This is a genomic window from Streptomyces sp. NBC_00076 (genome assembly GCF_045041235.1).
Lineage (GTDB): Bacteria > Actinomycetota > Actinomycetes > Streptomycetales > Streptomycetaceae > Streptomyces.
Genome location: NZ_CP108242.1, coordinates 7347474 through 7368689 on the forward strand (window position 1 = coordinate 7347474; position 21216 = coordinate 7368689).

19 protein-coding genes are annotated in these 21216 nt (G+C 71.6%); 11 read left to right on the forward strand and 8 right to left on the reverse strand.

Features of this window, described 5'->3' with window-relative positions; translation table 11 throughout:
- Window positions 1-38: 38 nt before the first annotated feature.
- Complete coding sequence (ndgR, locus tag OHA64_RS33575; RefSeq protein WP_007384919.1) at window positions 39-755, reverse strand: IclR family transcriptional regulator NdgR; 717 nt, start codon at window positions 753-755, stop codon at window positions 39-41.
- Window positions 756-944: 189 nt separating this feature from the next.
- Here ndgR and leuC point away from each other — a divergent pair, with 189 nt between their 5' ends.
- The 4 genes from leuC to OHA64_RS33595 all read left to right on the forward strand — a co-directional run bounded on the left by leuC (window position 945) and on the right by OHA64_RS33595 (window position 4248).
- A complete protein-coding gene (gene leuC / locus OHA64_RS33580) occupies window positions 945-2375 on the forward strand; it encodes a 3-isopropylmalate dehydratase large subunit (RefSeq protein WP_405619560.1) in 1431 nt (476 codons plus the stop codon).
- 4 nt (window positions 2376-2379) lie between these two features.
- Window positions 2380-2973 carry a 3-isopropylmalate dehydratase small subunit gene (leuD, locus tag OHA64_RS33585; protein ID WP_405619562.1) on the forward strand — a complete coding sequence of 198 codons (594 nt, stop codon included), beginning with the start codon at window positions 2380-2382 and terminating at the stop codon, window positions 2971-2973.
- 277 nt (window positions 2974-3250) lie between these two features.
- On the forward strand, window positions 3251-3481 hold the full coding sequence (locus tag OHA64_RS33590; protein ID WP_405619563.1) for a hypothetical protein: 231 nt from the start codon (window positions 3251-3253) through the stop codon (window positions 3479-3481).
- Between the two features lie 137 nt (window positions 3482-3618).
- Window positions 3619-4248: an HU family DNA-binding protein gene (locus OHA64_RS33595; RefSeq protein ID WP_405619565.1), complete on the forward strand. Its 630-nt coding sequence runs from the start codon at window positions 3619-3621 to the stop codon at window positions 4246-4248.
- 128 nt (window positions 4249-4376) lie between these two features.
- Here OHA64_RS33595 and OHA64_RS33600 read toward each other — a convergent pair whose 3' ends face one another.
- Together OHA64_RS33600 and cofC are read right to left on the reverse strand one after the other, a co-directional pair.
- Window positions 4377-4580 (reverse strand): hypothetical protein, encoded by a 204-nt coding sequence (locus OHA64_RS33600; RefSeq protein WP_405619567.1) that lies wholly within the window; start codon window positions 4578-4580, stop codon window positions 4377-4379.
- A 9-nt stretch (window positions 4581-4589) separates the two neighbouring features.
- A complete protein-coding gene (cofC, locus tag OHA64_RS33605) occupies window positions 4590-5228 on the reverse strand; it encodes a 2-phospho-L-lactate guanylyltransferase (RefSeq protein ID WP_405619569.1) in 639 nt (212 codons plus the stop codon).
- Window positions 5229-5381: 153 nt separating this feature from the next.
- Here cofC and OHA64_RS33610 point away from each other — a divergent pair, with 153 nt between their 5' ends.
- From OHA64_RS33610 to OHA64_RS33620, 3 genes are read left to right on the forward strand one after another with little or no spacing between them, the layout of a single operon-like run.
- The gene (locus OHA64_RS33610; RefSeq protein WP_405619571.1) at window positions 5382-6206 is read left to right on the forward strand and encodes a lysophospholipid acyltransferase family protein; all 825 of its coding nucleotides are present in this window, start codon (window positions 5382-5384) and stop codon (window positions 6204-6206) included.
- On the forward strand, window positions 6203-7213 hold the full coding sequence (locus tag OHA64_RS33615) for an NAD(P)H-dependent glycerol-3-phosphate dehydrogenase (protein WP_405619573.1): 1011 nt from the start codon (window positions 6203-6205) through the stop codon (window positions 7211-7213). Before OHA64_RS33610 ends, OHA64_RS33615 begins: the two co-directional genes overlap by 4 nt.
- A gap of 59 nt (window positions 7214-7272) precedes the next feature.
- Window positions 7273-8448 (forward strand): D-alanine--D-alanine ligase family protein, encoded by a 1176-nt coding sequence (locus tag OHA64_RS33620; RefSeq protein ID WP_405619575.1) that lies wholly within the window; start codon window positions 7273-7275, stop codon window positions 8446-8448.
- Between the two features lie 54 nt (window positions 8449-8502).
- On the opposite strand, the gene OHA64_RS33625 is transcribed toward OHA64_RS33620, so the two are convergent.
- Both OHA64_RS33625 and OHA64_RS33630 read right to left on the reverse strand, forming a co-directional pair.
- On the reverse strand, window positions 8503-9012 hold the full coding sequence (locus OHA64_RS33625; protein WP_405619577.1) for a DUF3515 domain-containing protein: 510 nt from the start codon (window positions 9010-9012) through the stop codon (window positions 8503-8505).
- 20 nt (window positions 9013-9032) lie between these two features.
- Window positions 9033-9266, reverse strand: coding sequence for an Lrp/AsnC ligand binding domain-containing protein (locus OHA64_RS33630; protein WP_324788849.1), 234 nt, complete (start codon window positions 9264-9266; stop codon window positions 9033-9035).
- Between the two features lie 206 nt (window positions 9267-9472).
- Between OHA64_RS33630 and OHA64_RS33635 the strand changes: the two genes are divergently transcribed.
- Complete coding sequence (locus OHA64_RS33635; protein ID WP_405619579.1) at window positions 9473-10438, forward strand: thiamine-phosphate kinase; 966 nt, start codon at window positions 9473-9475, stop codon at window positions 10436-10438.
- Window positions 10435-11235, forward strand: coding sequence for a bifunctional hydroxymethylpyrimidine kinase/phosphomethylpyrimidine kinase (gene thiD / locus OHA64_RS33640; RefSeq protein WP_405619581.1), 801 nt, complete (start codon window positions 10435-10437; stop codon window positions 11233-11235). Before OHA64_RS33635 ends, thiD begins: the two co-directional genes overlap by 4 nt.
- 140 nt (window positions 11236-11375) lie before the next feature.
- Here thiD and rpmB read toward each other — a convergent pair whose 3' ends face one another.
- The gene (gene rpmB / locus OHA64_RS33645; protein WP_003973430.1) at window positions 11376-11561 is read right to left on the reverse strand and encodes a 50S ribosomal protein L28; all 186 of its coding nucleotides are present in this window, start codon (window positions 11559-11561) and stop codon (window positions 11376-11378) included.
- Between the two features lie 258 nt (window positions 11562-11819).
- Between rpmB and OHA64_RS33650 the strand changes: the two genes are divergently transcribed.
- Complete coding sequence (locus OHA64_RS33650; RefSeq protein ID WP_405619584.1) at window positions 11820-13640, forward strand: DAK2 domain-containing protein; 1821 nt, start codon at window positions 11820-11822, stop codon at window positions 13638-13640.
- A 192-nt stretch (window positions 13641-13832) separates the two neighbouring features.
- On the opposite strand, the gene OHA64_RS33655 is transcribed toward OHA64_RS33650, so the two are convergent.
- Window positions 13833-16904 (reverse strand): tetratricopeptide repeat protein, encoded by a 3072-nt coding sequence (locus OHA64_RS33655; protein ID WP_405619586.1) that lies wholly within the window; start codon window positions 16902-16904, stop codon window positions 13833-13835.
- Window positions 16901-18730, reverse strand: coding sequence for an HSP90 family protein (locus OHA64_RS33660; protein ID WP_405619588.1), 1830 nt, complete (start codon window positions 18728-18730; stop codon window positions 16901-16903). Before OHA64_RS33660 ends, OHA64_RS33655 begins: the two co-directional genes overlap by 4 nt.
- A 168-nt stretch (window positions 18731-18898) precedes the next feature.
- On the opposite strand from OHA64_RS33660, the gene recG reads away from it, so the two are divergent.
- Window positions 18899-21115, forward strand: coding sequence for an ATP-dependent DNA helicase RecG (gene recG / locus OHA64_RS33665; protein ID WP_405619590.1), 2217 nt, complete (start codon window positions 18899-18901; stop codon window positions 21113-21115).
- The last annotated feature ends 101 nt before the right edge of the window (window positions 21116-21216 follow it).

Genomic DNA, 21216 nt, shown 5'->3' on the forward strand with positions numbered 1-21216 from the left:
GTTGAGGCCGCTCGTTCCTACGGTTCGGTGTGGTGTTTTCAGCCCGTGCGGCGCAGGGCCTCGGAGAGACGGGCGGCGGCGTCGATGACGGCCTGGGCGTGCATGCGGCCCGGGTGGCGCGTCAGGCGCTCGATGGGACCGGAGACCGAGACGGCGGCCACCACGCGGTTGGAGGGGCCACGTACGGGAGCGGACACGGAGGCGACACCCGGTTCGCGCTCGCCGATCGACTGGGCCCAGCCGCGGCGCCGTACCCCCGACAGGGCCGTGGCCGTGAAGCGGGCGCCCTGCAGGCCCCGGTGCAGGCGCTCCGGCTCCTCCCAGGCCATCAGGATCTGGGCGGAGGAGCCCGCCTTCATCGTGAGCGTCGAGCCGACCGGGACCGTGTCCCGAAGGCCGGACAGGCGCTCCGCCGCGGCGACGCAGATGCGCATGTCGCCCTGGCGGCGGTAGAGCTGCGCGCTCTCGCCCGTGATGTCCCGGAGGTGAGTGAGCACCGGGCCCGCGGTGGCGAGGAGGCGGTCCTCGCCTGCGGCCGCGGCCAGCTCGGCCAGCCGGGGGCCGAGAATGAATCGGCCCTGCATGTCGCGCGCCACCATGCGGTGGTGTTCCAGAGCCACGGCCAGCCGGTGGGCCGTGGGTCGTGCCAGCCCGGTCGCCGCGACCAGACCCGCGAGGGTGGCCGGACCGGACTCCAGGGCGCTCAGGACAAGGGCTGCCTTGTCCAGAACGCCGACGCCGCTACTGTTGTCCATGAAACGATACTCGCGTCTCACTCTGTGAAACGCAAGTTCAATTTTCCGTGGAACGCGCCACTCTTGAAGACACAGCGGCCCGCAGCACGAGGGGCCCGGCGGCGGATGCCAGGACGCAGGGGCGCGGGCGCCGCTTACTCAAGATCTCTAGTTGGGCCGGCTCACCACTTGCCGGCCGGAGGGAAAGCGATGGGTAGGACACTCGCGGAGAAGGTCTGGGACGACCACGTCGTCCGGCGCGCCGAGGGCGAGCCCGACCTCCTCTTCATCGATCTGCACCTGCTGCACGAGGTGACCAGCCCGCAGGCCTTCGACGGCCTCCGCAAGGGCGGTCGCCAGGTGCGCCGGCTCGACCTGACCATCGCCACCGAGGACCACAACACCCCGACCCTCGACATCGACAAGCCCATCGCGGACCCGGTCTCCCGGGCCCAGCTGGAGACGCTGCGCAAGAACTGCGCCGAGTTCGGGGTGCGGCTGCACCCGCTCGGTGACGTCGAGCAGGGTGTGGTGCACGTCGTCGGTCCGCAGCTGGGTCTGACCCAGCCCGGCATGACCGTCGTCTGCGGCGACTCGCACACCTCCACGCACGGCGCCTTCGGCGGTCTGGCGTTCGGCATCGGCACCTCCCAGGTCGAGCACGTGCTGGCCACCCAGACGCTGCCGCTGGACCGGCCCAAGACCATGGCCATCACCGTCAACGGCGAACTGCCCGACGGCGTCACCGCCAAGGACCTGATCCTGGCGATCATCGCCAGGATCGGCACCGGCGGCGGCCAGGGCTACGTCCTGGAGTACCGCGGCTCCGCCATCGAGAAGCTCTCGATGGAGGCCCGGATGACCATCTGCAACATGTCGATCGAGGCCGGCGCCCGCGCGGGCATGATCGCCCCCGACCAGACCACCTTCGACTACCTCGAGGGCCGCCCGCACGCCCCCAAGGGCGAGGACTGGGACGCGGCCGTCGCGTACTGGAAGACGCTGAGGACGGACGAGGGCGCCGAGTTCGACGCCGAGGTCGTCATCGAGGCCGCGGAACTGTCGCCGTTCGTCACCTGGGGCACCAACCCCGGTCAGGGCGCGCCGCTTTCGGCCGACGTCCCCGACCCTGCTTCGTACGAAGACGCTTCGGAGCGCGTGGCCGCCGAAAAGGCCCTGGAATACATGGGGTTGGAGGCCGGACAGCCGCTGCGCACCATCAAGGTGGACACCGTCTTCGTAGGTTCGTGCACCAACGGGCGTATCGAGGACCTGCGCGCCGCCGCCGAGATCGTGAAGGACCGCAAAGTCGCCGACGGCGTACGGATGCTGGTCGTCCCCGGTTCCGCGCGGGTCGGTCTGCAGGCCGTCTCCGAGGGCCTGGACGTGGTCTTCAAGGAGGCCGGCGCCGAGTGGCGGCACGCGGGCTGTTCGATGTGTCTGGGCATGAACCCGGACCAGCTGGCCCCGGGTGAGCGCTCGGCGTCCACCTCCAACCGCAACTTCGAGGGCCGGCAGGGCAAGGGCGGTCGTACGCACCTGGTGTCGCCGCAGGTCGCGGCGGCCACCGCGGTCCTGGGCCACCTGGCCTCCCCGGCCGACCTGTCCGACGCCGAGACCCGTACGCCCGCTGGAGTCTGAGATCATGGAAGCATTCACCACGCACACCGGTCGGGCCGTCCCGCTGCGCCGCTCCAACGTCGACACCGACCAGATCATCCCTGCTCACTGGCTCAAGAAGGTCACCAGGGACGGGTTCGAGGACGGGCTGTTCGAGGCTTGGCGCAAGGACCCGCAGTTCATCCTCAACCAGCCCGAGCGCAAGGGTGCGACCGTCCTGATCGCCGGCCCCGACTTCGGCACCGGCTCCTCCCGTGAGCACGCCGTCTGGGCGCTGCAGAACTACGGTTTCAAGGCGGTCCTCTCGTCCCGCTTCGCCGACATCTTCCGCGGCAATTCGCTCAAGAACGGCCTGCTCACAGTGGTTCTGGAGCAGAAGGTCGTGGACTCGCTGCAGGACCTCACGGAGAAGGACCCCGAGGCCGAGATCACGGTGGACCTGGAGGCCCGCGAGGTGCGCGCCGAGGGCATCACCGCCGCCTTCGAACTCGACGAGAACGCCCGTTGGCGGCTGCTGAACGGGCTGGACGACATCTCCATCACCCTCCAGAACGAGCCCCACATCGCCGCGTACGAGGCCAAGCGCCCGTCCCACAAGCCGCGGACGCTCCAGATCTGACCAAAGTGGTCGGCAGAACCAACTGAACAGGTCGAGTTTCGGCCACCGTGACACCCCCGCCGTACCCCCGATCAGCCCCATCGGGGGTACGGCCATGTCTGCACCCGAACGGCCCTGTGCGCCGTTGGGGGGCCTCTCAACTTCCCACGTTAGAAGGGTTGTTGTCGGGGTACGCGTGGTGTGAAGCCGCGGCTTGCCCATGCGCTGCGGAGGTCGTTTGAGGCGGCAGTTGCACCCTGAGCGGGCGACAACTCGCCCCAGATGGCACAATCTGTGCATGGAACACGACGGCCAACTCCAGCTCTATGCGGCAGTCGCGGACCGACTCAAGGAAGCGCACGCAAGGGTGCGCGCACTGCAAGTCCCGGAGGGCGTACGGATGGCGCTGACCCGGAAGCTGCTGGTCATTACGGCCGCGGCCAAGCACGATCTCGCCGATGCGGCAAGGCGTCTGGAGGGGTTCGTGGCAGATCTCGACGCGGGTCGATTCCCCGAAGAGGAATGCTGAACAAGTCCAGAACAGCCGAGTTCGTTGCGGCGCACGGGTGATTAGCCCGTTTCGTGTTTGATTTGCGGTATATATCTGCCTAACGTGCGAAAACGCTTGAACACTTTCGTTCTGGCAATGTCTCCGAAGGGGAAGACGTGAACAAGGCGCAGCTCGTAGAAGCGATTGCCGACAAGGTGGGCGGCCGCCAGCAGGCCGCCGACGCCGTCGACGCGGTCCTGGACGCCATCGTCCGCGCGACCGTAGCGGGTGACCGGGTCTCGGTCACCGGGTTCGGTTCGTTCGAGAAGGTCGACCGTCCGGCCCGTTACGCCCGCAACCCCCAGACGGGCGAGCGGGTTCGGGTCAAGAAGACCTCAGTGCCGCGCTTCCGCGCGGGCCAGGGCTTCAAGGACCTGGTGAGCGGCTCGAAGAAGCTCCCGAAGAACGACGTCGCCGTCAAGAAGGCGCCCAAGGGCAGCCTGACCGGCGGGGCTTCCGCGACCGTCAAGAAGGCCGCGGCCAAGAGGGCCACGACCAAGGCGGCCGCCGCGAAGAAGACGACCGCGAAGAAGACGACCGCCAAGAAGACCACGGCCACCGCGAAGAAGACGACGGCCAAGAAGGCGCCCGCCAAGAAGACCACGGCGACCGCCAAGTCCACCGCCGCGAAGAAGACCACCGCGAAGAAGGCGACGGCCAAGAAGGCCCCGGCGAAGAAGGCCCCCGCCAAGAAGTCGACGGCCCGCACGACCACCGCCAAGAAGGCCACCGCCCGCAAGAGGTAGGGGCACAGGGGCACTCACGCGCCGGGCCGGACTCCGTACGGAGTCCGGCCCGCGGCGTGTTCGGGGGCGCCCGGACAGGGCTCACGGATTTCCGGGGGGGGGCTTCGCTTTCGGCTTCGCTTTCGGCTTCAGAACGTCTGCAGCGTCACGAGCGTGATCCGGCGACCCTCGCTCTCGCCCTCCGTCTCGATGCGCACCCGCTGTCCGGGCCGCAGCAGCCTCAGCCCGCCCGCGTCGAACGCCGGCGCGTCGAAGGGCAACGGGGTGCCGTCGTCGAGCAGCACCTGTCCGCTGCGGCTTTCGGGGTCGTACGTATATGCGGTGGCCTGCATGACGGCAGCCTACTGCCCGGGGATCAACAGCCGCGCTGCCTGAGCCGCCGTGCGGGGGCCGACCCCCAGGGCCAAGGCGGCGCGCAGATCGGCGCCGGTGTCCACGTCCTGCCGTACGGAATCCACCGTGTCTAGGACGAGTTCCTCGGCTCCGGAGGCGCGATGGCGGGCTCGGGAATCCGTACCGAAGGCGGGCCGCAATTCCACGCCTTCCCGGGCGGCCAGCAGAGTGGTACCGATTGCGGCGGCGTCCGGGAGGAAAGCACGGGGGAATTCCGTTGCCGCGTCCAGAACGCGGGCCAATTCCAGGGGACGCAGCGCCGGCAGATCCGCGTTGAGGGCCGCCACGGCGCTTTCGGGGCGTGTGGCGCGCACGACGGCCGCCGCGTGCGCCAGAGCCGCGTTCAGGCCGCCGTGCGGCTCGTCGGCGACGATGCGGGCACCCAGCGCGCCCAGCTCACGGCCTGCCAGGGGGTCGTCCGTGACGACTGCCACATCCTTCACCGCCGGGCAGGCCAGCGCGGCCGCGACGGTGTCCTGGGCGAAGGCGAGGGCCAGCCCTGGGCGCAGCCCGTCGGCGGCGGTGTCCGAGAGCCTGCTCTTGGCCCGCGCCAGGGGTTTAACGGGTATGACCAACGTCCACTGCACGCGTGTTCCGTCCCTCTCTTGTAGCCGCCATTGTTACTCAGCCGTCACCGGTGCATCTGGCGGTGGCGGAGTCGGGGCGTACGGTGTTCTCGACAGACCGGCGGCCTGGGGCGACACTTGTGCGGCCCCCAGGCCCTAGAGGAAGGTGTCCGCGTGACCCGCCGCAGAATCGGGTTCTGGTACCGCTTCGCAGCGGTCCTCTGCAAACCGCCGCTGGTGGTTCTGATCAAGCGGGACTGGCGCGGAATGGAGCACATTCCGGCTGAGGGTGGATTTATCACCGCGGTGAACCACAATTCGCACATCGATCCCTTCGCCTACGCGCACTTTCAGTACAACACGGGCCGTGTTCCGCGATTCCTCGCGAAGAGCGGCCTTTTCCGGAAGGGATTCGTGGGGGCCGCGATGCGCGGCACCGGGCAGATCCCCGTCTACCGCGAGAGCACGGACGCGCTCAGCGCCTTCCGGGCCGCCATCGACGCGGTGGAACGCGGTGAGTGCGTCGCCTTCTACCCCGAGGGCACCCTCACCCGCGACCCGAACGGCTGGCCCATGACCGGCAAGACCGGTGCCGCCCGGGTCGCCCTGCAGACCAAGTGCCCGGTGATTCCGGTGGCCCAGTGGGGCGCCAACGAGGTGCTGCCGCCGTACGCCAGGAAGCCCGATTTCCTGCCGCGCAAGACCCACCGTGTGCTCGCCGGACCCCCGGTGGATCTTCGGCCCTTCTACGACCGGGAGATGACCCCGGAGCTCCTGAAGGCGGCGACCGAGGTCATCATGGCCGCCGTCACCCGCCAGCTGGAGGAGATCCGCGGCGAGAAGGCGCCCGCCACGCCCTACGACCCGCGCCATGAGCGGATCGAGCAGCGGCAAAGGACCCGGGCGCAGACACAGCCGCAGACGCAGGCGCAAACACAGTCGCAGGCGCGGCCGCCGGCGCAGCGGAAGATCGGACAGGAAGAGGGGCAGGGCACGTGAGCAAGCCGGTCAAGGCGACCGTCTTCGGCACCGGATCGTGGGGCACCGCCTTCGGCATGGTCCTCGCCGACGCGGGCTGCGAGGTGACCCTGTGGGGCCGGCGTGCCGACCTCGCGGAAGCGGTCAACTCCACGCGTACGAACCCCGACTACCTCCCCGGCGTCCAACTCCCCGAGAACCTGCGGGCGACCGCGGACGCGGCCGAGGCCGCGCGGGACGCCGACCTCACCGTGCTCGCGATCCCCTCCCAGACGCTGCGTGCCAACCTCGCCGAGTGGACACCGCTGCTCGCGCCGGACACGGTCCTCGTGTCGCTGATGAAGGGCGTCGAACTCGGTTCCGCCATGCGGATGAGCGAGGTCGTCGAGGACGTCGCCAAGGTGGGCCCGAGCCGCGTCGCGGTGGTCACCGGACCCAACCTGGCCCGGGAGATCGCCGCGAGGATGCCTGCCGCGGCCGTGGTCGCGTGCACCGACGAGGGCGTCGCCCAGCGGCTCCAGGCCGCCTGCCACACGCCGTACTTCCGCCCGTACACCAACACCGACGTGGTGGGCTGCGAACTCGGCGGCGCGGTCAAGAACGTCATCGGGCTGGCCGTCGGCATCGTGGACGGCATGGGCCTCGGTGACAACGCCAAGGGCTCGCTGATCACGCGCGGGCTGGCGGAGACGACCAGGCTGGGTCTGGCGATGGGCGCCGACCCGCTGACGTTCTCCGGACTCGCCGGGCTCGGCGACCTGGTGGCGACCTGTTCCTCGCCGCTGTCGCGCAACCACACCTTCGGCACCAACCTCGGCAGGGGCATGACCCTCCAGGAGACCATCGCGGTCACCAGGCAGACCGCCGAGGGCGTCAAGTCCTGTGAGTCGGTGCTGGATCTGGCCCGTCGGCACGGTGTCGACATGCCCATCACCGAGACGGTCGTGGGAATCGTCCACGAGGGCAAGCCTCCCGTGGTCGCTCTCAAGGAGCTGATGTCGCGCAGCGCGAAGCCGGAACGACGCTGAGCGAACCCCCGGGGCGGACGCTGTCTCGGGGCCCTACCACCGGGTACCCTCAACGCGATATGAGCACCGAGAACCTCCCCCAGAACCCTGAGCAGTCGTCTCGCAAGCCGCGCGTGGCCGTCGTGTTCGGCGGGCGCAGTTCCGAACACGGGATCTCCACGGTCACCGCCGGCGCCGTCCTGAGGGCCATCGACCGGACCAAGTACGACGTCCTGCCGATCGGCATCACGCGGGAGGGCCGGTGGGTGCTCACCGCCGACGAACCGGAGCGCATGGCGATCACCGAGCGTCGTACGCCCGATGTCGAGGGGCTCGCCGATTCGAGCGAGGGCGGCGTGGTGCTCCCGGTCGACCCCGCGAACCGCGAAGTCGTCTACAGCGAGCCCGGATCGGTGCCCAAGGCGCTCGGCGAGGTCGACGTGGTCTTCCCGGTGCTGCACGGCCCGTACGGCGAGGACGGCACCCTCCAGGGCCTCCTGGAGCTCTCCGGGGTGCCGTACGTGGGTTCGGGTGTACTCGCCTCGGCCGTCGGCCAGGACAAGGAGTACATGAAGCGGGTGTTCATCTCCTTCGGGCTCCGGGTGGGCCCGTACGTGGTGATCCGGCCGCGCGAGTGGGAGCAGTCCGCCCCGGACGGGGACAAGGGTGCCGCCGCCCGCAAGAAGATCGTCGACTTCGCCGGCGAGCACGGCTGGCCGCTGTTCGTGAAGCCCGCGCGCGCGGGCTCGTCGATCGGCATCACCAAGGTCGACGACCTGGCGGGCCTCGACGACGCGATCGCCGAGGCACAGCGGCACGACCCGAAGATCCTCGTGGAGGCGGCGCTGCGCGGCCGCGAGATCGAGTGCGGGGTGCTGGAGTTCGAGGACGGCCCGCGTGCCTCCGTCCCCGCGGAGATCCCGTCGCCGGACACGCACGCCTACTACGACTTCGAGGCGAAGTACATCGACTCGACGCCCGGCCTCGTCCCCGCGCCGCTGACGCCCGAGGAGACGGCCCGGGTGCAGCGGCTCGCGGTGGAGGCCTTCGAGGCGGCCTCCTGCGAGGGCCTCGTCCGCGCGGACTTCTTCCTCACGGAGGACGGCGAGTTCGTGATCAACGAGATCAACACGATGCCCGGCTTCACGCCGATCTCGATGTACCCCAAGATGTGGCAGGCCAGCGGCATCGAGTACGGCGAGCTGGTGGACCGGTTGATCCAGGCGGCGCTGCGTCGTTCGACGGGCCTGCGCTGACGCCTTCCGTGACCGGCGGAGCATCCGGGAGTGTTTTCCAGGAGGCCTGAGTGTCTAGTCGGCGATCCCCTCGGGGATCGCCTTCTTGACGGCCGGCGCCAGATCGATCAGCACCCCGGAGGTGTCAGGTCCCTTCGGCACCGTCACCTCGACGTAGACGCTGCGGTTGGCGGTGGTGAAGCGGTTCCCCCCGTCGTCCCGCGTCTCCATCAGCCAGTCGACGCCGTTCACGCCACCGGCGACCGCGTCCGGGTCGGCTCCCTCCGCCACCTTGGGGTCGATCATCTTCGGAGGCTGCCGGACACCGCAGCGCAGTATGATCGCCGGGCCTCCCCAGCCCGCGGTCAGTGCGGAGGCCGGATCGGGGTCGTGGCGGGTCTCACCGTCCACTTTCGACGGCAGTACCTTGTCCAGGTTCCGGCACAGCTTCGTGACCTTCGCACTCGGACTGGGAACCGCCGCCGAAGCGGTGTCGTCTGCTGTGGAGCAGCCCGCGACCGTGATCAGCACGGCGATCGCGGGCGGCCCGATGGCAATGCGGCGCCGGTGACGGAAGAAGTTCACCGGTCAAGGGTAGACGGGGGCTACAGATGGACGACCGGACAGGTCAGGGTGCGGGTGATGCCGTCCACTTGCTGGACTTTCGCGACCACCATGCGGCCGAGGTCGTCCACTGTGTCGGACTGGGCGCGCACGATGACGTCGTACGGTCCTGTCACGTCCTCGGCCTGGATGACTCCAGGGAGTTTGCTGATCGTCTCTGCGACGGTCGACGCTTTGCCGACCTCCGTCTGGATCAGGATGTACGCCTGTACCACGGAACCTCCAGGGCGGCCACGAGGATCATGTGGGGAAAAGGAACGCCACGGTATCGCGTCGCAGCTCGCCGCGGGGAGACCCGCGGGGACCAGGACGCCCGCGCCGGGGTACGGGCAGGACAGAAGTTGACGGTCACCTCGACCGTATCGAGGACACTGGTGACGCGCGAGCGGGCACGGACAGGTACAGAAGGGGCGTAAGGGCAATGAAGGGCACTGTTGGTGAGCTGGGGGAGTTCGGGCTCATCAGGGAGCTCACCTCCCGTCTGACCACCACCCCGGCGGTCCGGGTCGGCCCCGGCGACGACGCCGCGGTGGTCGCCGCGCCGGACCGACGGGTCGTGGCCAGCACCGACATCCTCCTGGAGGGGCGGCACTTCCGCCGCGACTGGTCCACCGCCTACGACGTGGGCCGCAAGGCGGCCGCGCAGAACCTCGCGGACATCGCCGCCATGGGCGCCGTACCGACCGCGCTGCTGCTAGGCCTGGTCGTCCCCGGCGAACTCCCGGTGACCTGGGCGAGCGAGCTGATGGACGGCCTGCGCGACGAGTGCCAGGTGGCCGGCGCCTCCGTGGTGGGCGGGGACGTCGTACGCGGTGACACGATCATGGTGTCGATCACCGCGCTCGGCGACCTGCGCAACAACGAGCCGGTCACGCGGGGCGGTGCCCAGCCCGGGGACCTCGTCGCGGTGACCGGATGGCTGGGCTGGTCCGCGGCCGGTTACGCGGTGCTGTCCCGGGGGTTCCGTTCGCCGCGTGCCTTCGTGGAGGCGCACCGGCGGCCCGAGCCGCCGTACCACGCGGGTCCGGCCGCCGCCGGGCTCGGGGCGACCGCGATGTGCGACGTGAGCGACGGTCTGATCGCGGACCTCGGGCACATCGCCGAGGCCAGCAAGGTCCGCATCGACATCCGCTCCGGCGCGATCGACATCCCGTCCCAGATGAACGACATCGGGCAGGCCGTCGGCGTCGACGCCATGCAGTGGGTGCTGACCGGGGGAGAGGACCACGCGATCGTGGCGACGTTCCCGCCGGATGTGAAGCTGCCGGCCCGCTGGAAGGTGATCGGCGAGGTGCTGAACCCGTCGGCGCTGCCCCAGGTGACGGTCGACGGGGCGCCGTGGACCACAAAGGGCGGTTGGGACCACTTCGGGGACATCGAGTCATGAGCGCGCCGCCGAGGGTGCTGACGGTCGCGGGTTCCGACTCCGGGGGCGGAGCCGGGATCCAGGCCGACCTGAAGACCATGCTCGCGCTCGGCGTGCACGGCATGAGTGTCGTCACGGCGGTCACCGCGCAGAACTCCCGCGGGGTGCAGGGGGCTTGGGAGCTGCCGGTGGAGGCGGTGCGGGCGCAGTACCGCAGCGTCGTCGACGACATCGGCGTCCAGGCGGTGAAGACGGGCATGCTCGCCTCGGCCGAACTCGTGGAGGCGGTGGCCGAGTTGGTCGCGGGCACGGATGCCCCCGTCGTCGTCGACCCGGTCGGGGTCTCCAAGCACGGGGACCCGTTGCTGGCCGCGTCCGCGCTGGACTCCGTACGGACCAGGCTGCTGCCGGTGGCCACCGTGGCCACCCCGAACCTCGACGAGGTGGCCCAACTCACCGGCGTACGGGTGGAGTCGGAGGACCAGCTGCCGCTGGCGGCGGCGGCCGTGCTGGCCTACGGGCCCGCGTGGGTGCTCATCAAGGGCGGTCATCTGACCGGTGACGCCGTGGACCTGCTCACGGACGGCTCCGAGGAGCACTGGCTGCGCGCGCCGAGACACGACAACCGGCACACGCACGGCACGGGCTGCACCCTCGCGTCGGCGATCGCGTCGCAGCTGGCGAAGGGGCGGACCGTGCCGGAGGCGGTGGCGGCGGCCAAGGAGTACGTCACCGGAGCGATCGCGGCCGGGTACGCGCTCGGCGGGGGGATCGGCCCGGTGGACCATGGATGGACCTTCCGGCCTCGGGAAGGGTGAGCAGGGCACGGGGCCGGGGCTTGGGGGCCGTCGGGCAGGTGCTGGCCTTACGAGCGTACGAGCAATGCAAAAAGCCGGTCCACACGAGGTGGACCGGCTCAGAGCAGCGAACCAGCTGTGGCCGCGCGCTTAGCTGTGCGTCAGCGCGAGACCTTGCCGGCCTTGATGCACGAGGTGCAAGCGTTCACGCGCTTCGGCGTCCCGCTCACCACGGTACGCACACGCTGGATGTTCGGGTTCCAGCGGCGGGACGTACGGCGGTGCGAGTGCGAGATGTTGTTGCCGAAGCCCGGCCCCTTGCCGCAGACGTCGCAGTTGGCAGCCACGGGTCACTCCAAAGACTTCAGATGCACTTACGGTGGATCCCGGGCATGCCGGGATCGAGATCGCAGGATCAGAGATCTGAGTGGCGGTGCCAGGGAGGTGGCCCGATGTGGATCGGGCAACCGGAGCAGCATACAACGACTGCGCCAGTGGAACGAAACTACCATGGCTGCTCAGGGCTCCGCTCCAGGCCCTCTTCCGGTGGACACCGTCCCGAGGTCTACGCTGCGTCCCACGTCCGGAAGCTCAAGGAGGCGTAGGTGGCGCAGGTGCCGCAGACATTTTTCGATGCTCTCGCGGTGCGCACCTGGTGCTCTCTCGCGCTGGCCGCGCTCGGACGGGCGCGCGAGGAGATCGACGCGATCAACGTCTATCCCGTGGCGGACGGGGACACCGGTACGAACCTGTATCTGACCGTGGAGTCCGCCGTCGGGGCCGTCGAGGCGGTCTTCGCGGGGCACGAGGCGGGCTCCCGGGCCGCCGGAGGGCCGGCGCTCGCCGATGCCGTCCGGGCGATGGCACACGGGGCGCTGATAGGCGCGCGGGGCAATTCGGGGACGATCCTCGCGCAGCTGCTGCGGGGCATGGCGCAGGTGCTCGCCGCCGAGGGTGAGACCGCTCACACCGACGGGCGGGGCCTTGGGCTCGCCCTGCGACACGCGGCCGACTCCGCCCGCCAGGCGGTGGCCCACCCCGTCGAGGGAACGGTCCTCACGGTCGCCTCGGCCGCCGCCGACGCCGCGGCCGTGGCCGAGGGCGACTGCGCGACGGTGGCCCGGGCCGCCTACGAGGGCGCGCGCACGGCCCTCGCCGCGACCCCGGGGCAACTGGCCGTCCTGGAGCGCGCCGGAGTGGTGGACGCTGGCGGGCGGGGCCTGGTCGCGGTCCTCGGGGCCCTGGTGGAGACGTTCACGGGGGAGACGCCGGGCCCGGCATCCCCTTCGCACGCCCACGCCCGCGTGGGACACGGCGACCCGGCGGGATCCGCCGGCACTGTGCCCGGGGCCGGTGCGGACGCCGTTCACGCGCGCGTGGGGCACACCGGGCAGGCGGGACTCGGCGATCGGACGTCGTCCGCGGGCGGGCCCGCGGATCCGGCGGCGGATCCCGACGACGCGGGGGAGTGCGCGGACGGCCCGCACGCCCCCGGCCGGCGTGGGCCGGCCTTCGAGGTGATCTACCTCCTGGAGGCGCGGGACGAGGCGGTCGCGCGGCTGCGGACCCGGCTCGACGCCCTCGGGGACTCGCTCGTCGTGGTCGGCGGCGACGGGCTGTGGAACGTGCATGTGCATGTGGACGACGCGGGCGCCGCCGTGGAGGCGGGCGTCGAGGCCGGGCGGCCCTACCGGATCCGGATCACCCACTTCGGGCTCGGCGACGTGCACACCACCGGTGCCGAGCGGCCGACCGGGGAGCGGGCCCAACGCGCGGTCGTGGCCGTCGTGCCCGGCGAGGGACTGGCCGGGCTGTACACCGAGGCGGGCGCGACCACCGTCCTCGCGCGCCCCGGGGAGCCGCCCGCGAGCGGGGAGCTGGTGGACGCCGTACGGCGGGCCCACGCGCGCGAGGTGGTGCTGTTGCCGAACGACGCGGACCTGCGCCACACCGCCGCGGCGGCGGCCGAGCAGGCCCGCACCGAGGGCGTCCGCGTGGCCCTGATCCCGACCCGCTCCGCGGTCCAGGGCATCGCCGCGCTCGCCGTTCACGAGCCGGGGCGCCGCTTCGACGAGGACGTCGTGACGATGACCTCGGCGGCGGGGGCCACCCGGTACGCCGAAGTCGTGGTCGCGGAGCGGCAGTCCTGGACCATGGCCGGCATCTGCCAGGCAGGTGACGTCCTCGGGCTCATCGACGGCGACGTGGCCGTGATCGGCGCGGACGTCGGGGCGACCGCGGAGACGGTCCTCGACCGCATGCTCTCGGCCGGCGGTGAACTGGTCACCCTCGTCCTGGGCGACGAGGCCCCGGCCTCGGTCGCCGACCACCTCGAGGCCCGCGTACGGGAGTCGTACCTCGCCGTCGACACGGTCGTGTACCGGGGCGGGCGGCAGGGGTCCCTGCTGCTCATCGGCGTCGAATAGCCCCCGGACCCGTCGGCGTCAGCGCGGCCCGTCCCGCCGTCGACGTCCCGGTGCGATACCGCGCGTACGCAGGCTCGGCCGCTCCGTCACGCGCACGGGCGTGGACGATGGGGCACTTCCCTGGCTGTCGGCCGGGACGGGGCGGACCTCCGGCTTGGTCGGCGACCAGCCGGGGCAGTCGGCCCGCGTCGCCTAGCCCGCCGCCTGTTCCTCCACCACGCCGAGCAGTTGCCGTGCCTCGGACCGGCGCGCCCGCGCTGTCTCGTCCTCGTCCTCGTCGTTCGGGTAGGCCGACAGCACGGCACGCGCGCGTGCCGCCGCGTCCGAGGGGCGGCCCAGGTCGGCCTCCAGCCATCCCGCGGCGAGTTCGGCGCCGGTCCGGCTGGGCAGGGCGTCGGCCCCGAGGGCGGCGAAGACGACGATCGACTCCGCCACCTGGGCCAGGGCCTCCTCCAACACCGCCCGGATCGAGTCGTCCTCGGCGTCCTCGGCCACGGAACGGGCGAGCAGGTCGCCGAACTGCCGGTGCGTGTGGCCGAGTTCGCCCACCAGCCGCTGCCGGTCCTCCTCGTCGTCCGCCGCCGGGTCCAGCGCCGCCTCGCACTCCCGGACCGAGACCGCCATCAACTCCCGCGCCGCCTGGGCCCCGTCCTCGGTGCGCAGCGCGAGCCAGGCACGGGCCCGCAGCGAGCGGACCAGACCGTGGACGTTGCCGAGCGTGCGCCACAGCTCGCCCGCGCGCGCGTAGGCCAGGTCCGCCTCGGCGGGCAGCCCCGCGTGCCCGAGGGACTCGGCGGCGAGGTGGGCGAGCGTCGCGTGGTCGTGCTGCTCCGGCCAGTGCCGGGCGATCTCGGCGGCCTGCAAGCGACGTTCGGCGGCCTCGTGGTGTTCGCCGAGCTCGCTCAGACAGTCGCCGAGCCACCACTGCGTCTGCACGATCGCGCCGTCGCCGTGCGTCTCGGCGCCGAGGTCGGTCAACGCCGACTCCAGCACCTCCGCGGCCTCCGCCCACCGCCCCTGCCGCAGCAGGAACCCGCCGAGCTGGTGCCGGGCCCAGGCGCCCAACGTCGGTCCCTCGCCGGCCTCGTCGGCCCAGTGCGCCGCCTCCAGGGCGTGCTCGGCGGCCTCCTCGGACAGTCCCCGACCGCCGACGACCTCGGCCAGCTGGAGGTGCAACTGTGCCCGTCCCGTCGGCTCCAGATGCGGTCCACCGTGCTCCAGGGCGCACCGCAGCGCCCGTTCCGTCTCGGCCAGGTCGCCGAGGTGGTGCGCGAGTGCGGCGAGCCTGGCCTCGTACTCCACGGCGAACCACGGCAGCCCCGCGCCGACGAAGCCCTCCGCGGCCCGCGCGAACAGCTCCTGGGCCGCCGCCATGTCCCCGCCCTGCGCGGCCAGCTCCGCGAGCATCGCCTGCGCCTCGGCGGCCCGCGCGGCGAGCCGGACGTCGTCACCGGTGCGCCCCTCGACCAGCGCCAGCACCTCCCGGGCGGCCCCCTCCGCCTCGGTGAGGACCGAACCGAACGCGGAGCCACCGGCCGTACTCACGCCGCCCCGGGCCGGGTCGGCTCCGGCGGGGCCCGCCGGGAGACCGTCGGTCGCGGCCGGAGCCTCCACCGGGGTGCCGGCGCCCGCCTCGGCCACCACCGGGTCCTCCGGCGGCCCGTCCGTCTCGTGCACCCGTCGCATCAGGATCCGCGCCCGCCCCATCAGCACGGACGCCGTCTGCCGTACGCCCGTACCGTCCTCGGCGTAGAGCGCGAGGACCTCGTCGTAGGGATCGGCCACCGCCGCGAGCGCCTCGGCCACCTCGCCCGTGAGGGCGTGGACGTAGGCGGCACGCGCGCGTGCCGCCAGTGCCTCGCCGGGGTCGCCCGCCTCCGAGTACAGCTCGGCGGCGCGTTCGAACAACGTGATGCCCTCCGGGCCCAGGTCCATCGCCTGGTGGTCGGCGATCTCGGCCCGGTCCCGGGCCTCCAGCTCGACGCCCTTCGCGGCGTGCGCGACGGCCGCCCACGCCTCGATCGCGTGCGGCTGCAAGGTGTCCGAGAGCCGCCGTGCCTCGATGAGCAGCGCGGGCAGATCGGGCTGACCGGGTTGACCGGGCCCCTCCGGGGACGTGGCCCTCGGCGCCGGGGCGACGGCGGCCCTCGGCGCCGAACGCACCCCCAGCGGCAGCCGCTCGGCCAGCGGCCGCTGCGCCATGCGCACGCGTGCCCGCTCGCTGACGTGGCGCGTGCCGTTGCGATCGTCGAAGCGGGCGGCCAGGGCGAGCGCCTCCCCGCGCGCGTGGGCGGCGAGGTCCCGCGCGGTCCACTCCCGGCCGGCCGGCCCGGGCACCCGCTGCTCGCCGAGCCCGAGCTCGGTGAGCCGGTCCATGAGCAGGGCCACCACGGCCATGAAGTCCAGGCCGCTGCGCGGGTCCCCGCCGTCCGTGAAGTACGTCGGCCGCTCCGCGAGCAGCTCCAGGCCACGCGCCTCGTTCCCGGTCAGCGCGCAGAACTCGACATGGTCCGCGTAGGCGCCCCGCATGCTCTCCATCGCCCGCACGAGCCGGAAGCCCCGCAGATGGTGGGCCCGGGCCTCGTCGACGCGGCCCAGCCGCAGCAGGGGCGTCAGGGAGGACGCGAGGACTGTGTGCGGCTCGTGCGCGCAGGTGAACTCGCCCGCAAGGACGGGGCTCCACAACTCAAGCGCCTCGCCGTCCCGGCCCCGCTCCGCCTGCCACCAGCCCTGCCCGTGCAGCTCGCACGCGTGGCAGTCGGCCATGCCGTCCCGGTCGGCGGCCAGCCAGGCGGTGTACGCCCGCTCGGCGCGCGCCACGTCCCCGATGTGCGCGGCCACACTGAACTCGGCGCCGCGCACGGCCCGTTCGGAGTGTCCGGCGAGCCGGTAGCGGTGCTCCATCTCGCCGAGCCACTTCTCGATGGACGCCAGCGGAATGTGCGGCTGGTCGAGCATTCCGGCCGACATCCACTTGAAGACCCAGTGCAGCGAGTGCGTCTCGTACTCGTCGAAGTCCTCGGGCCGCTCGTCCCACATGCGCAACAGGCGCGCGAAGGGGACGAACATCTTGTCCTTCTCGGAGCTGTAGTTGTAGACCTTCAACTGGTGTCCGAGCGCCTCGATCACCGCGAGCGGTATGTTCAGCCGCTCCGCCTCGGCGAGCAGGTGCTCCGCGCGCGCGTTGCGGGCCGGCCCCTCCGGCTGCTCGGAGTTCTCCGCCATCGCCTGACGGAGGTCGTCGAAGTCCGTGATCCGGCTCATGGGTGACCGTCCTCGCTGTGCGTGGCCCACTCCAGGAGGCCGATGAACGCCCGGTTCAGCAGCGCCGAGTCCGCGGGCCTGAGCGGGCGCTGCGCCATCAGCAGCGCCTGCCCGTACAGAGACTCCGTGGCGGTGCCGATCAGTTCCGGGTCGCCGAGTGAACTGATGCGCCGGATCAGCGGGTTGAGATGGTTGAGCACCAGACGCGCGCGCGGTGCGCTGCCGCGCAGCGAACCGAGGATGCCCGCCCACAGGTCGTCTGCCTGCTCCGCGGCCTCCGCCCGGGCCTGCTCGTGGCGGGCCGAGCGGTCGTCCAGATGCAGCGCGGGCACCGAGAGCGGGTGGAAGGCCCGCAGGACGACATCACATCCCAGCGGGTCGAGCTTGGCCCGCGCGGCCGTCAGGAAGCCGGACAGCGCCAGTTCCTCGGCCGGATCGACCGCGTCCAGGTGCGCGGTCACGGTGTCGGCGTCCAGCTCGGCGACGACCGTCCCCGGCCGCACCGACGGCAGTGCCTCGATCAGCTCGCTGTCGTACGTGTAGCCGCCGTTGATCACCCCGACGCCCTGCGCGGACGCGATCGGCGCGACCTGCCGGTACTCCTCGACGGTCCGGGTGAAGTGCACGACCGGGTGTCGCCGCGCGAACTCCTCCAGGGACAGCTGTCCGTCGGTCGTCTCGAAGGGCAGCCACGGCAGCATCGTGCGCAGCACCTCGCTGTCGTGCCGCGCCAGTGACTTCACGCCCAGGTGGTGCACGGCCAGGAAGTCCGCCAGCCGCTCCGGATCGCCGGCCGCCAGGCCCGTCAGCCAGGACCGGATCCGCTCGCCCAGCGCCTCCCGTACCGCGGCCAGCGTCTCGTCCTCGTACAGCGACTCGCGCGAGGCCGTGGGCCGCAGGCTGTCGGTGTCCAGGACGCAGCGCACGAAGAACGCCCAGTCGGGCAGCAGCTGTTCGCCCCGCTCGGTCAGCAGCATGCCCTTCAGGTGCACGCGGTGACCCGCCCGCTGGGCCGGGCTGACCGCCGACGGCAGGACGTACGCCACCCCGCGGATCCCGGCGAGCGGCACGGCAAGGTCGATCGCGTCCAGCGGAGTGAACCCGAACAGGTCGTGACAGTGCCGCGCCAGCGCCACCCGGCGGTTGGCGGGACTCGGATACGTCCGGTCCCAGGGCGCGGGCAGATCGGTGACCGCCTCCTCGCCCACCCGCACGTCGTAGGGCAGCAGCGACCCGAAGTCCCGTGCCAGCGCCAGGACGCGCTCCCCGGTGAGCCACTCGCCGGCACCGGCCCTTGCCGTCAGGTGCACGGTGGTGCCCGGTTCGGGCCGGGCCGTGTCAGGCAGCGTCCGCACGGTGTACGAACCGTCGTCGCTCGCCGTCCACTCCACGGGCGGCGCATCCGGCGTACGAGCGCTGCGGCTGACCACCCGGATCCGCTCGGCGACCACGAAGCAGGCGAGCAGCCCGATGCCGAACTGCCCGAGGAAGTCGGCGCGGACCTCCTGGAGCCCCTCGGCCCGCTTGGAGCTGCGCCCGATGGTCGCCAGCAGGGTGTGCACGTCGGACTCGCTGAGTCCGACGCCCGTGTCCTCGACACGCAGGGAACCGGCTTCGGCGTACAGCCGCACCTGGGCGGGGGCGTCCGGTTCCTCGGCACGCCGGGCGGTGATCGCGTCCACCGCGTTCTGCAGCAGCTCGCGCAGATAGACCTTGGGACTGGAGTAGAGGTGATGGGAGAGGAGGTCCACCAGGCCGCGCAGGTCGACCTGGAACGTGTGAGGCGACTGGGGTGCCTGGGATGACTGTGAGGTCTGGGAGTCCATCGTCACAGCGCCGGTGGGGAGTACTCGACGGCGCGGGGTCGGGCGGTCCCGTATGAGGCGGTGACCGCGGGGAGGGATGGCCGGAGCGCGTCATCCTAGGGCCCGAACGAGCGTCCTGACCAGGGGTTTCCCGGCACGTATACGGCAATGTCAGTGGTGTGGTGTGCAATGGATCTCGTGCCCGCACTGGAAGAACCCCTCAAAAAGGTGCTCGGCCCCGCCACCGCGAAGGTGATGGCCGAGCATCTCGGCCTGCACACGGTCGGTGACCTTCTGCACCACTACCCGCGCAGATACGAGGAGCGCGGCCAGCTCACCGACCTCGCCGACCTGCCCATGGACGAGCACGTCACGGTGGTCGCCCAGGTCGCCGACGCCCGTCTGCACAGCTTCGCCTCGGCCAAGGCCCCTCGGGGCAAGGGCCAGCGCCTCGAGGTCACGATCACGGACGGCAACGGCCGGCTCCAACTGGTCTTCTTCGGCAACGGCGTTCACAAGCCCCACAAGGAGCTCCTGCCGGGCACCCGCGCGCTCTTCGCGGGCAAGGTCTCCGTCTTCAACCGACGCCTCCAACTGGCCCACCCGGCATACGAGTTGCTGCGCGGTGCCGAGGGCGAAGCGGCGGAGGCCGTCGACACCTGGGCCGGCGCCCTCATCCCGCTCTACCCCGCCACCGCCAAGCTGGAGTCCTGGAAGATCGGCAAGGCGATCCAGACCGTCCTGCCGAGCGCCCAGGAAGCCCTCGACCCGCTTCCGGGATCCCTGCGCGAGGGCCGCGGCCTGGTCTCCCTTCCGGAGGCCCTCCTCAAGATCCACCGCCCGCACACCAAGGCCGACATCGAGGACGCCCGCGCCCGCCTCAAGTGGGACGAGGCCTTCGTCCTCCAGATCGCCCTCGCCCGCCGTCGCCACGCCGACGCCCAACTCCCCGCCGTCCCCCGCAGACCGGCCCCCGACGGCCTCCTCACGGCCTTCGACGCCCGCCTGCCGTTCACCCTCACCGAGGGCCAGCTCAAGGTCTCCGAGGAGATCTTCGACGACCTGGCCACCGACCACCCGATGCACCGACTGCTCCAAGGAGAGGTCGGTTCCGGCAAGACCCTGGTGGCGCTGCGCGCCATGCTCGCCGTCGTCGACACCGGAGGGCAGGCCGTCATGCTCGCGCCCACCGAGGTCCTCGCCCAGCAGCACCACCGCTCGGTCGTCGAGATGATGGGGGAGCTGGCCGAGGGCGGGATGCTTGGCGGTGCCGACCAGGCCACCAAGGTGGTGCTGCTGACCGGCTCCATGGGGGCCGCGGCCCGGCGGCAGGCACTGCTCGACCTCGTCACCGGCGAGGCCGGGATCGTGATCGGCACGCACGCGCTGATCGAGGACAAGGTGCAGTTCCACGACCTCGGACTGGTCGTCGTCGACGAACAGCACCGCTTCGGCGTCGAACAGCGCGACGCCCTGCGCGGGAAGGGCAAGCAGCCGCCCCACCTGCTCGTCATGACCGCCACGCCCATTCCGCGCACGGTCGCCATGACGGTCTTCGGCGACCTGGAGACATCCGTCCTCGACCAGCTCCCGGCCGGCCGCTCCCCGATCGCCAGCCATGTCGTGCCGGCCGCCGACAAGCCCCACTTCCTGGCCCGGGCCTGGGAACGGGTGCGCGAGGAGGTCGAGAACGGCCACCAGGGCTACGTCGTCTGCCCCCGCATCGGCGACGAGGAGGACGACCCGAAGAAGGCCGGCAAGAAGAAGACCCCCGAGGACGAGGCCGAGAAGCGCCCGCCCCTGGCCGTCCTCGACGTCGCCGACCAGCTGGCCAGGGGCCCCCTGCAAGGCCTCAAGGTCGAGGTCCTGCACGGCCGTATGCCTCCCGACGACAAGGACGCGGTCATGCGCCGCTTCGCCGCCGGGGAGACCCACGTCCTGGTCGCCACCACCGTCATCGAGGTCGGTGTCAACGTCCCCAACGCCACCGCGATGGTGATCATGGACGCCGACCGCTTCGGCGTCTCCCAGCTGCACCAGCTGCGCGGCCGGGTGGGGCGTGGCTCGGCCGCAGGCCTGTGTCTCCTGGTGACCGAGATGCCCGAGGCGAGCCCGGCCCGCCAGCGGCTGAACGCCGTCGCCGCCACCCTCGACGGCTTCGAGCTCTCCCGCATCGACCTCGAACAGCGCCGCGAGGGCGACGTCCTCGGCCAGGCCCAGTCCGGCGCGCGCACCAGCCTCAGGATGCTCGCCGTCATCGAGGACGAGGAGATCATCACGGAGGCGAGGGAGGAGGCGGCAGCGGTGGTGGCGGCCGATCCCGAGCTACTGGGCCTCCCAGGCCTGCGCACAGCCCTGGACGCCCTGTTGGACGAGGAAAGGGAGCAGTACCTGGAGAAGGGCTAGGGGCGAGCCACTCGAGGGGCGCTGGGCGGTGTCGATCGCGGCCCCGCCGCGTGAGCGCGGCCAACCCCCGTGAACCCGCACCGGCCGACGGTGACCGAGCA